Raw genomic sequence first — 11,841 nt, forward strand, 5'->3', positions numbered from 1 at the left:
ACTGGTGATCTTGCCCTCGTTCTTCACCGTGCCCGAGGACGTCCCCGACAAAGTAAGGCTTTTCCCCTGCATGAAGGCGCTGTCGCTCGCATCGCGCGTTGAGGCCACAAAGCTGCCGCCTGTGGCCACGGACCCGTTGGGGCCGATCACCACACCATTGGGATTGATGAGATAAAGCGAGCCCGTTGCCCCGAGATGCCCCTGAAGCTCGGACATCTGTGCGCCCGTCACCCGGTTCAGCGTGGCACCGCTCCCGTTCTCAAACTGCACCGAATGACCCGACGCAATCGAAAAGCTCTGCCAGTTGATGACGCCGCGTGCCGTGCTCTGCGTCACCGTGGTCGCAGTGCCCGCGCTCGCGATGTTGCCGCTGCCCGCAGCAAAACTGCCCCCGCTCGGCAGCGCCTGTGCCAGAGCAAGGCCCGGCGTGAGCGCCGTAAAACCGAGCAAGAGAATGCGCACGGCCGACGTCATGCCCGGGGCCCGATTTGTCTTTTTTCAGTTCGACTAACAGTCAACACTTCGCACACACATGAACTTTTCATGGTAACATGTACGTGTAGGAAAGATTAAAAAAGCCTTTCGGGATCGTCTGAGGCTCTGGCTTTTGTCGCCTCAAAAGGCCGCCCTCAGATGACAAATTCTTTCACCTGGACCGATCTTCCGTCATGGATCTCGCGAACAAGCACTGAGAACAGACAGACTTGGGTGTTTCCGAGACAGACTCCCGCATCACGACATCGGCCATGCGGTTTTTGTTACGGTGCGCCCAGCGTCTCCAGATGGATGACGGTCGCATTCAACGCCGACAAAAACTCACTGTCATGCGTGGATAACAGCACGCAGGTTGAGCGCGCAGTATCAGCCAGGAGGTCCATAAAATACGCTCTTGAGGCAGCATCGAGCCCATTGGCAGGCTCATCCATCAGCAACACATCTGCCTTCCCAACAAAAGCAGAAGCGATCAGCATTTTTCGTCGTGTACCAAGAGAGAGCGCATCATAACGTTTGTCGAGATGCGGCATGAGACCGAAGCCCTTCAATATCGCCTCCGGGATTCCCGACGCCTTACGCGCCCAGGCGCACAGCTCCATAAGATCCCATCCAGTCATGAAAGGATAAAGCATTGCGTCGTCCGGCACATAGACCAGGCGTGATCGTGCTGCCACTGAATCACGCGCCAGACTTTTTCCTCCTATCCAGACCTCACCACGATCGGGCGTGGTCGCTCCGGACAGCACCCGCAAGAGCGTGGATTTGCCCGTCCCGTTAGCGCCCCAAAGGCCATGCAGCCCGACATCGAGTGACAAATTGATGGAAGCAAGAACCGGGCGCCCTGCAAAAGCGACATGCAGATCGGAACAACGCAGCCTGTCACTCATCATGTAAACTCTCTTAGGATGACGGTAATCCACACAGCACTCAGACTTAATGACGCCATGAGCCGCCAGCGCGCCTCGACGCGTACCGTCAACCTCAGGCTTCCCAGAAGCACGAAATAGGCTCCGAAAAAGATGCCGCCTACAGTCAGGGGAACAAGACGGTGAAGGCCGAGCGGCAGGAGGAAAAATAGCGCAGACGGCACGAACAAAGCTGAAACAAGCCCAAGATCGCGCCACAGCCAGAAATAGCGGGAAAGAGGAAGGGTTTTTGAAAACGACATTGCCTGCTTATGGGCCGTATCAAGGCTCGCAAAAGCAAAAAGGCTGAGTTGGGCACAAAGCCCCATCGCAGCGATCAAGACCGGAACGGACCGCTCATCATAGGCGAAAACAGAGAGCAGTGCCCACACGCCAATCGGCAGCAAGAGCGTGACAACCAACGAGCCAATGACGCCAGCCCCCTTCTGTGTGAGACAGCGTAGCTGGAGCCTCACGACAGGCGGCACTCTCATAAGATTATCAGTATGACGCGCGCTTTTCTGCGTTTTCTGTCGGGAGCGAGGAGGCAGGCTGAGACGGAACATCCCAGACAACGGGTCACGGCCCGCCATGACAAATCCTGACGCTCCCGCCAGACCGGCGGTCAGCAGGAACGCGGCACTCAACCAACCGGACATCGGCGTGCATCCAGCAGCCAACGCACAATCAGCAACCACAATCGCAACGAACACGGAAAACACCCGCTCGACGAGTGCGGCCTCAATGAAGAGTATGAGCCCCGCAAAGATAATCGCTTTCACCACATAGAAAGAAAGCCCAGGGACAGAATGCCCCTGTATCCAGAAAGTCCCGCCTAAAAGCGGTGAGAAAAACAGAAAATCGAGCGCCAGAAGCAAAAGCGCCGAAGCACCAAGACGCGCCTGAGGGGCTATCGGCAGGGTATTGAGAAACTCCCGAAAGGCTCCCCCTCGCATCATTGGACGAAGACCGGCCGACCAGCCGCAATAGCCGATCTGAACCATGACGATCCCGCCCAGATGAACCCAGATCGAACCGGGGCCGGCCAACAAACCAGAAGCGAACTGTGACGCGCGATCAAGGATCACGACAAAGGAAAATGATGGCGACAGGAACGTCCAGAGCATCACCATCAGCCAGCGCCCTACGATGACAGCCTTACCCTGATGGATTAGATGCCGGGCGCGGAGAGACAGATAATGAACAGAACCCGATCTCGTTTTTCCGGGATGGTCGACGATGAGCCTTCACCTCTTGCAATTAGGTCCGCCCCTTCAGAGTGAAAACGCTATCGCAACAAATATCCGGGGTCAATTTTCGGCCAGAACCTGTCGGCTGGCGCGCACTTTGGTTACACGGCGCTGCTCCATTTCGACCACTTCAAACAACCAACCGGCGAACACGACCTTGTCTCCATTCGAAGGCACACGGCGGAGAAGAGCCAAGATGGCGCCAGCCAGCGTGTGATAGCTGCCAGCAGCAGGCAGATCGGGCAGGTCCAGAACCGAACGCACTTCGTCGGCCGGCATAAATCCATCGAGCATGTAGTCGTCACGCTGCTGTGGATTCTCGCGCTCGGTCTTGCTCTTCTCGGCGTTTTCATCACCGACAATAGCTTCGAAAATATCCGAAGGCGTGACGATGCCTTCGAACGATCCATACTCATCGAGCACGAACGCAATTCCCAGACGCTCGCCGCGCATGCGTTCGATCATATCCTGTGCAGTCAGGCTGTCCGGCACCACAATCGGCTGGCGTAAAGCGGCTTCGATCGAAACGGGCAGTCCCTGAAGCAGACGATCCATCAGATCCTTGGCCAGAACGACACCAACGGGATGATCGACATCGCCTTCGCACACCAAAATACGCGTATAGGTGGACTGACGCAGCTTGACGATCAGCGCCTCGCGACTGGCATGCCGATCGACCCAGAACAGCTCGTTACGTGGCGTCATGATGGCACGGACAGGACGATCGGCCAGACGAAGCAGGCGCTCGATCATGATCCGCTCCTCCGTCTCCAGCACACCTGCCTGAGCGCCCTCGGCCAGGATGGCACGCAGCTCCTCCTCGGTGATGGCGGCACGTGTCAGACCACCGACACCGAAGAGACGCAGAACGAGAGAGGAAGCGCCGCTCAGCAAGGCCACAACAGGGCGGGAAACGGTCAGCAATGCGGAGAGAACGAAAGAGAGCCTTGCAGCAGTCTTTTCCGGATGCTGGAGCGCGATCTGTTTCGGCACGAGCTCGCCGAAAACCAGCATGGCAAAAGTGATCCCCATCACCACGATGCCGATGGACAGCTCATTGGCGAATGGTCGCAGAAGATCGCTGCGACGGATCAGAAGCGCCAGATCCTCTTCAATCTGACTTCCGCCGAAGGCCCCTTCGAGAATGGACACCAGCGTCATGCCGATCTGCACGGTAGGCAGAAAGGAATGCGGCTCATCCGCGAGACGCAAAGCGCGTTCTGCACCACGCACGCCCCGCTTGACCAACGCCGCGAGACGAGGCCGCTTGGCTGAAATCAACGCCATTTCGCCCATGGCGAAAATGCTGTTCAGCGCAATCAGGAGGCAGATGATCAGAATGGGGGTGAGCATGGAGTCCTTCGTTCGGAAAAAAGAAAAGGCGGACATACACGCTGTATGTCCGCCTTCTCAGAATAAAGCTGTCACGCCCTGTTTGGCGAGTCCGCGTCAGGATGCAGGAAAGTTACCCTGCGTCGTGAGGCAATACGATCTACCAGGAGATCGCTCTACAGGAGCGTGTCGAGACCTCGTTCACTCAATCTGCTGCGTCTGCAACAGCAACCTGCTCTTCCTTGGCCTTGTGCACACGAACACGCGGACCACGGGCAGGCTTGCGGGAATCGAGCAATGTGACCTGCTCGGCCACCTGAGCCTCATACTTGTATTCGGCGGGACGCTGGTTCTCGAGAGAGATCTCGGGAGCCATCGGCTTCTCGGTTTCGGGGCCGAACAGCGCGACCTTGGCAATGTGCCAGGGACGCTTGACCGCATCCATGACAGCCGTGGACTCATAGCCTGAATGGACCATGCAATCGGCGCATTTCTCATAGGCGCCGGTGCCGTACTGCTCCCAGGCCGTGTCGTCCATCAGCTCCTTGAAGGTCTTCGCATAGCCCTCACCCAGCAGGTAGCAGGGACGCTGCCAGCCGAACACGGTGCGAAGCGGCTTGCCCCAAGGCGTGCAATGATAGTTTTCATTGCCAGCAAGGAAGTTCAGGAACAGCGGCGACTGTGTGAAGCGCCACTTCTTGCCCTTGCCGAGACGGAAGATGTCACGGAAGAGCTGCTTGGTCTTCTGACGGTTCAGGAAGTGCTCCTGATCGGGCGCACGCTCATAGGCATAGCCCGGTGCCGTCATGACGCCATCGACACCCAGTGCCATGACTTCGTCGAAGAACTTCGCAACGCGCTCGGGATTCGCCCCGTCGAACAACGTGCAGTTGATCGAGACGCGGAAGCCCCGCTCCTTGGCCTTGCGAATGGCAGCGACAGCACGCTCGTAAACGCCTTCCTGGCAGACAGACGAGTCATGCATCGCCTTGTCGCCATCAAGATGGATATCCCACGAGAAGAAGGGATTAGGCTCGTAATCGTCGAGCTTCTTCTCGAGCAGAAGACCATTCGTGCAGAGATAGACGTATTTCTTGCGTGCCGTCAGACCCTTGACGATCTCCGGCATCTCCTTGTGGAGAAGCGGCTCGCCACCGGCAATCGCAATGACCGGGGCGTCGGCTTCCGCATCCGCATCCAGGCACTCCTGAACGCTCAGGCGCTGATTGAGAATCTGGGCCGGATAGTCGATCTTGCCACATCCCGCACAGGCCAGATTGCAGCGGAACAGCGGCTCGAGCATCAGAACAAGCGGATAACGCTTGCGACCCAGAAGATGCTGCTTGACCACATAGCGCCCGACGCGGACGGCCTGCATCAATGGAACGGCCATGTATCTCTCTGCTCCTACACCAGATGACGTGTGATCGCGGCGTGAGAATGACCCCAGCTGAAAGACCGCGTCGACGTCATAAAGTAAGACCCGAAGATCGTATAATTCTGGAAAAACAGCGCCGACAATGGGCCGAGCATGCAAGACTTAAAACGATACGATCCGGATGGTAAAACGTGCCCTATACACCGGGGTCCGATCCCAGCTCAACCTTCAAGTCACTCGGCAGGCCGTGCTGTGTCATTTTAGCGACAATCAACCGTAACGACTAACCAAACTTTAAGCTCAAAACGATTGCGCTGCCTCAGCCAATGAGCGAATTCGCTGCGTTCGTTATTACCCATATGTGGGAAGTTTGCACTTTTCGACATTATGTCGGACATATGCCGCCATAGTCGGGCACCGGATGACTTGATTCTGAGAGGCGTCACCCCAGCTTTCCGACTACGGATCCAGACAGATGTCTCTCCCGGGTTCCGGGACAGATTTGAGGACGCAGCATGACACAGTTCCCTGACAGAACGCCCAAGACCACCAGGAACACGCGCTCACGGGGCGCCGCGCTTGGACTTATGGCTCTGTTGTCGGCCCCTGTGATGCTCTCTTCGGTCGCTCTGACCACGCCCGCTTACGCTCAATCGGCGGCGATCACACCGATCAACGAGCTTTATGCCGCTCTCGGTCAGATTCAGGCTTCATCGAGCGGTTCTGCTGAGGCCCGCGCGCAGATCGTCGGTCCAGTCATCGACCGCAGCTTCGATCTCTCGACAGTGCTCCATAACTCCATCGGCATGCGGTACACGACGCTGTCTTCCGACGAGCAATCACGACTTCTGGCAGCCTTCCGCCAGTTCACGATCGCGCGCTACGTTTCGAGCTTCAAGAAGGGCAGTGGCGCCAAATTCACCGTCAATCCGTCGACGCGTCCGGCCCCGACCGGGGGAAGCACCATTGTCAGCACGACGATTGGCGATGGATCCGATCCGGCCACGGCCATCAATTATGTCATGATGCCGTCTGGCGGTGGCTATCGCATCGTCGATATCCTGCTTAACGGCCATATCAGTCAGGTTGCCGCTCAGCGTGCCGATTTCAGCTCCACACTCGCCCGTGGCGGTGTGGATGCACTGGTCACATTGCTGAACCGCAAAACCGCCAACTTCATGAACAAGTAACATGTGTCCCCGGTCCCTCCAGATTAAGCGCCCCAAAGAGGGCAAAGGGGCTGCGTGGCTCTCGCACTGAACTGGCTTGGCTATGCCTCAGCCTGCCTCGCCCTCGCCGGATGCGCGCAATCGGCAATCGGTGCCGGGCTGATCGCCACGTTTCGCAAGCGTGAAAAGCGACGCATCGTCTCCCTGCCCGCTGCGCGCCCTCCCTCCGTCACGGTGCTCAAACCGCTCCACGGGGATGAGCCCTTGCTCGAAGAGGCGCTACGCAGTTTCTGCGAGCAGGACTACCCCGAGTTCCAGATCGTCTTTGGCGTGCAACGCGAGCATGATTCCGCAATCGCTGTCGTCAGGCGGATCATTCAGGATTATCCTGATCGCGACATCGCTCTTGTGATCGATGGCACGCCCCACGGGACAAACCGCAAGGTTGCCAACCTGATCAATATGTATCCGGTGGCGAAGCACGACGTCCTCGTCATTTCGGATTCCGATATTCACGTGCAGCCCAGCTACCTGCACGATGTGGTGTCGACCCTCGCCCGTCCGGGAATCGGTCTCGTCACCACGCTCTACGCCGGTCTGCCCGCTTCAGCGTCGCTCATCCGCGAATTTGCGTCGTCGCAGATCAACCATAACTTCATGCCCGGCGTGATGATGTCGCGCCTTCTCGGCCGGCAGGACTGCCTCGGGGCAACCATGGCCCTGACCCGCACCATGCTCGAGCAGATCGGCGGCCTGGCGGCCCTTGCCGACCATGTCGCCGATGATGCCGTTCTGGGTCAGCTTGTGCGCGCACATGGCCAGGGAATTGCGCTGGCGCCGTGCATGACATGGACAACCGTTGCCGAGCCGACCCCCCGCGCGATGATCGATCACGAACTTCGCTGGGGACGCACGGTCAAGAACGTCGAGCCTGTCGGCTATGGGCTGTCGGCTATGCAGCTGCCCCTTTTCTGGTCCAGCGTTGTGCTCGTCTGCTGCTGGCCCGCGCAGTGGGCTCTCTGGTTTTTTGCAGGCGTCTGGGCAGTGCGCAGCCTCTCGGCGATCACGATCGATCTCAGCGTGGGGCGCCTTACCCCCTCGGTCTATGCACTGTTTCCCCTGCGCGAATGGTTGTCCGCCGCAATCATGGTAGGCAGCGCCAAAGGCAAGCGCGTGGAGTGGAGAGGCCAGACTCTTCATATCAATCGCGTTGCCCCGATCACCTCACCGATACACCCTGTTGAACCCGGTGATTAGACTTTTGAGCATTTACGTCCCATATGCTCAGACATTCGTCAGAAATGTCTGATCTCTTCACCTTTGCGGATTTTGCCATCCGCCGGATCTTCCGAGGATTTTCACCATCATGATGCGCACGCTGTTCCTTCAGCCCCCTTCCTTCGACGGTTTCGATGGCGGAGCCGGGTCGCGTTACCAGGCCAAGCGCGAGATCCGCTCTTTCTGGTTCCCCACCTGGCTGGCGCAGCCCGCCGCCATGGTCGAGGGCTCGCGCCTGATCGATGCACCTCCGGCCCGCATGGGCATGGAGCCGATCCTCAAAGACGTGATGAACCGCGATCTGGTGGTGATGCACACCTCCACCCCGTCTTTTGCCTCTGACGTTCGTGTGGCGCAGATGCTGAAGGACGCCAATCCGAAGCTCATGATCGGCATGGTCGGCGCCAAGGTGGCCGTGCAGCCTGACGAGTCGATGGCGCAGGGTAGCCCGATCGACTTCGTGGCACGCAACGAGTTCGATTTCACCATCAAGGAAATCGCGGAAGGCCGCGACCTCAAGGACGTGGACGGCATTACCTGGCGCAACAAGGATGGCGAAATCATCGCCAATCGCGACCGCGCCATGATCGAAGACATGGACAGCCTTCCCTTCGTGACCGAGGTCTACAAGCGCGACCTGAAAATCGAAGACTATTTCATCGGCTATCTGATGCACCCTTACATCTCGATCTATACGGGTCGTGGCTGTAAGTCGCGCTGCACATTCTGCCTGTGGCCGCAGACCGTTGGCGGCCACCGCTATCGCACGCGCAGCCCCGAGCACGTGGCTGAAGAAATCCGTCTGGCCAAACAGTATTTCCCGCAGGTGAAGGAGTTCATGTTCGATGACGACACCTTCACGGACGATCTGCCCCGCGCCGAGGCCATCGCACGTGAAATGGGCAAGCTGGGCGTGACCTGGTCGTGCAATGCCAAGGCGAACGTCCCCTACGAGACGCTCAAGATCATGAAGGAAAACGGGCTCCGCCTGCTTCTGGTCGGCTATGAAAGCGGCAATCAGCAGATCCTTCACAACATCAAGAAGGGTATGCGCGTCGAAGTCGCACGCGAGTTCACGAAGAACTGCCACAAGCTGGGCATCAAGATCCATGGCACCTTCATCGTCGGCCTGCCCGGCGAGACGAAGGAGACCATTCAGGAAACCATCAAGTTTGCCCGTGAGATTAACCCGCACACCCTGCAGGTCTCTCTGGCAGCCCCTTATCCCGGCACGGCACTGCACAAGCAGGCTACCGAGAATGGCTGGTTCAACGAAGCCGAGGCAGAGCTGATCGACGAGCACGGCGTGCAGATCGCCCCTCTGCATTACCCGCATCTCTCGCACACCGAGATCTTTGCATCGGTCGAAGAATTCTACCGTAAATTCTACTTCCGGGCCCCGAAGATTGCCTCGATCGTCAATGAGATGGTGCGCAGCCCGCAGATGATGAAGCGCCGTCTGCGCGAGGGCGTGGAGTTCTTCCAGTTCCTCAAAGACCGCAACGCCGCCTGATCTTTCATGCGTCGCTTGATAGTCTCGGCCGATGATTTCGGCCTGAGCGTAGAGGTCAATGAGGCGATCGAGATTGCCCATCGTGATGGGCTTCTCTCGACGGCCAGCCTCATGGTCTCTGGCCCTGCCAGCATGGACGCCGTGCGTCGGGCCAGGAGACTTCCCACGCTTCGGGTGGGTCTCCATCTGGTGGTGATCGAGGGAGACACCGCTCTCCCCGGCGCCACCATCCCGGCGATTGCGACCCCGGATGACCGGTTCGGCACCAGCCAGCTTGGCCTCGGGGTTTCGTATTTCTTCCGACCCGCAGCTCGTCGCGCCCTGTCGCGGGAGATTGAAGCCCAGTTCCGCGCCTTTCTTGCGTCCGGTCTGAACCTCGATCACGCAAATGCTCACAAGCATATGCATCTTCATCCGACGATCGGACGGATGCTGATCGAGACCGGACAGCATTACGGACTGCGCCATGTGCGGACGCCCTGTGAGCCACCTGAGCCACTCGCTTCAGCAGAAACCCATTTCGACAGTCTTGGAGCAGCCGCTCTGCGTCGATGGTGTGGAGTCCTGCGTCATCAGATCGCACGCGCAGGCATGACGACGAATGACCATTGTTTTGGACTGGCATGGAGCGGCCAAATGCGCGCCGGACGTGTTGCAGGATTGATTCCGCATCTGCCGGAGGGTCTGTCAGAGCTGTATTTTCATCCGGCACTGGAACAGAATGCATTACTGCAAAACCTGATGCCGGATTACGATCAACGCGGCGAATTCGATGCTCTGGTGAGCCCGGAACTGCGTCGAGCCGTGCGCTCAGCCTCTATTCGGCTCAGCGACTGGGCAGGAAACGACCTGCCCCAACCTAAAGGTTTCCCATTCGGAGAAACCCTCGGGCTCGCGAGATTTAGAGAGCCGAGTCGACCCAGGCCTTGAGAGCGCTCTTGGGAAGGGCACCGGTCTTCTGGGCCACGACTTCACCGTTCTTGAACACCATGAGCGTCGGAATGCTGCGAACACCGAAGCGTGTCGGCACTTCAGGGTTTTCGTCGATATTGATCTTGGCGACCGTCAGACGACCCTTGTACTCGCCACCGATCTCGTCGAGCGCAGGGGCGATCATCTTGCAGGGGCCGCACCACTCTGCCCAGAAATCGACCAGAACCGGGCCTTCGGCCTGCAGCACGTCCTTTTCGAAAGCGCTATCGCTGACAGATACAGTGTTCTCGCTCATTTTTCTCTCCATTCGGAATGCTGACCTTAGAGGTCCGTCTTGAGAAGACATATCAGCAGTTCCGGCCAAGCGTTCAAGAGCTAGTGAAGGAGGAATCGCCCCGGCATGAGAAACAGAGCCCGGCCAGAGGCGTTCGTTGAGAAACGCCTGTCAGGTTCTGGAGGACTTCTTTTGTCGATGCGTCCTGTTTCGCACGGACTCTTTCTCGCCGCCCTTTGTGCCGCAAGTCAGATCTATTCTGCTCCCCTCGCCTCTGCGCAGGCAGCACCGCACATGAAAGCCGTGTCGCGGTCGTTCGACCCGCTGACCGCCCCGGCGACGCATCGTCTCCTGCCGGGCAAGATCGTCTTTTCCATGCTGGTCACGCCCGATCTGCCCAGAGCTGAAACCTTTTACAGCCAGCTTTTCGGCTGGGGTTTCCGTCCGGTAGGCAACGGCAAAACGCAACGGATCGAGATCATGCTCGGCTCGCAGCCAATCGGTACTGTCGTCGCACACAGGCTCGACGATCCTCGCCATGATGTCCCGTTCTGGACGCCTTTCCTCTCTACGTCCGATACAGCCACAGTCGCACGCGTGACCCGCAAGCAGGGCGGCAAGGTGCTCTTTGGCCCGAAGCAGATGGAGGGTCTGGGCGAAGCACTCATTGTCGCCGACCCCCAGCACGGCGTTTATGGCGCTCTGAGCGCTCAGGCAGGGGACCCTGTGGACCCTCAATCGAGCGAAGTGGCGGCAATACCTGCCCTGAATAACTGGGCCTGGGCCACCTTGCTGTCGCCTGAACCCAAAGCGGCGGCTGGATTTTACCAGCTCCTGTTCAATTACAAGATCGTCGCCTCGCCTGAGGAAGAGAGAACCGGGCACTACATGCTGATGTCGCAGGATCGGGAGCGTGCGAGCGTCAACAAACTCCCCGACGGGATCGATCAGAAAGACACCGCACGCTGGATCCAGTTCATTCAGGTTCAGAGCAGCGCAGATACGGCCCGAAAGGCCGAAACGCTGGGGGGAAAAATCATCGTTCCCGTTCATCTCGACCGTGACGGTGCCAAGATCGCGATCCTGGCCGATCCGGGGGGCGCCGTTTTCGGCCTCATCGAACCTCAGAAAGACGATCTTAGTGAAGGAGTCGCGCCATGAAAAAAGCGCCTGCCCTTCTCGCGCTCCTTCTGCCGCTCCTGCTCTCCAGCTGTGCGAATTATGACGGCTATTCCGGCGGCGGCTATTACGGCTATCCCGGCGGCGGGTGGGCCCGTCATGGCTGGCATGGCGGCTATAATGTCGGGCCTCATT

The 11,841-nt window shown here is 58.5% G+C and carries 11 protein-coding genes; 5 read left to right on the forward strand and 6 right to left on the reverse strand.

The window, feature by feature from the left end; translation table 11 throughout:
* The 5 genes from JCM15831_RS19615 to hpnH form a co-directional block, all read right to left on the reverse strand.
* The coding region (locus JCM15831_RS19615; protein ID WP_035774731.1) for a two-partner secretion domain-containing protein at window positions 1-474 on the reverse strand (474 nt) is incomplete at its 3' end.
* A gap of 284 nt (window positions 475-758) precedes the next feature.
* Window positions 759-1,385, reverse strand: a complete 627-nt coding sequence (locus JCM15831_RS14795) for an ATP-binding cassette domain-containing protein (protein ID WP_051528569.1) — start codon at window positions 1,383-1,385, stop codon at window positions 759-761.
* On the reverse strand, window positions 1,382-2,533 hold the full coding sequence (locus tag JCM15831_RS14800; RefSeq protein ID WP_025824846.1) for a hypothetical protein: 1,152 nt from the start codon (window positions 2,531-2,533) through the stop codon (window positions 1,382-1,384). The genes JCM15831_RS14795 and JCM15831_RS14800 overlap by 4 nt, the downstream gene beginning before the upstream one ends.
* A 177-nt stretch (window positions 2,534-2,710) precedes the next feature.
* Complete coding sequence (locus JCM15831_RS14805; RefSeq protein ID WP_025824847.1) at window positions 2,711-4,003, reverse strand: hemolysin family protein; 1,293 nt, start codon at window positions 4,001-4,003, stop codon at window positions 2,711-2,713.
* Window positions 4,004-4,187: 184 nt separating this feature from the next.
* Entirely contained in the window at window positions 4,188-5,375 is a 1,188-nt protein-coding gene (gene hpnH, locus JCM15831_RS14810) for an adenosyl-hopene transferase HpnH (protein ID WP_025824848.1), read from the reverse strand.
* 500 nt (window positions 5,376-5,875) lie between these two features.
* Here hpnH and JCM15831_RS14820 point away from each other — a divergent pair, with 500 nt between their 5' ends.
* The 4 genes from JCM15831_RS14820 to hpnK all read left to right on the forward strand — a co-directional run bounded on the left by JCM15831_RS14820 (window position 5,876) and on the right by hpnK (window position 10,250).
* Window positions 5,876-6,550: an ABC transporter substrate-binding protein gene (locus JCM15831_RS14820; RefSeq protein ID WP_084490734.1), complete on the forward strand. Its 675-nt coding sequence runs from the start codon at window positions 5,876-5,878 to the stop codon at window positions 6,548-6,550.
* A gap of 54 nt (window positions 6,551-6,604) precedes the next feature.
* Window positions 6,605-7,786: a bacteriohopanetetrol glucosamine biosynthesis glycosyltransferase HpnI gene (hpnI, locus tag JCM15831_RS14825; RefSeq protein ID WP_025824850.1), complete on the forward strand. Its 1,182-nt coding sequence runs from the start codon at window positions 6,605-6,607 to the stop codon at window positions 7,784-7,786.
* 109 nt (window positions 7,787-7,895) lie between these two features.
* Complete coding sequence (gene hpnJ, locus JCM15831_RS14830; protein ID WP_035774732.1) at window positions 7,896-9,320, forward strand: hopanoid biosynthesis associated radical SAM protein HpnJ; 1,425 nt, start codon at window positions 7,896-7,898, stop codon at window positions 9,318-9,320.
* Between the two features lie 6 nt (window positions 9,321-9,326).
* A complete protein-coding gene (gene hpnK / locus JCM15831_RS14835) occupies window positions 9,327-10,250 on the forward strand; it encodes a hopanoid biosynthesis-associated protein HpnK (protein WP_025824852.1) in 924 nt (307 codons plus the stop codon).
* On the opposite strand, the gene trxA is transcribed toward hpnK, so the two are convergent.
* Window positions 10,222-10,548, reverse strand: a complete 327-nt coding sequence (trxA, locus tag JCM15831_RS14840) for a thioredoxin TrxA (RefSeq protein ID WP_025824853.1) — start codon at window positions 10,546-10,548, stop codon at window positions 10,222-10,224. The genes hpnK and trxA overlap by 29 nt on opposite strands.
* Before the next feature lie 105 nt (window positions 10,549-10,653).
* On the opposite strand from trxA, the gene JCM15831_RS19620 reads away from it, so the two are divergent.
* Complete coding sequence (locus JCM15831_RS19620) at window positions 10,654-11,688, forward strand: VOC family protein (protein ID WP_025824854.1); 1,035 nt, start codon at window positions 10,654-10,656, stop codon at window positions 11,686-11,688.
* Window positions 11,689-11,841 lie beyond the last annotated feature (153 nt).

It is taken from the genome of Asaia astilbis JCM 15831 (assembly GCF_000613845.1).
GTDB lineage: Bacteria > Pseudomonadota > Alphaproteobacteria > Acetobacterales > Acetobacteraceae > Asaia > Asaia astilbis.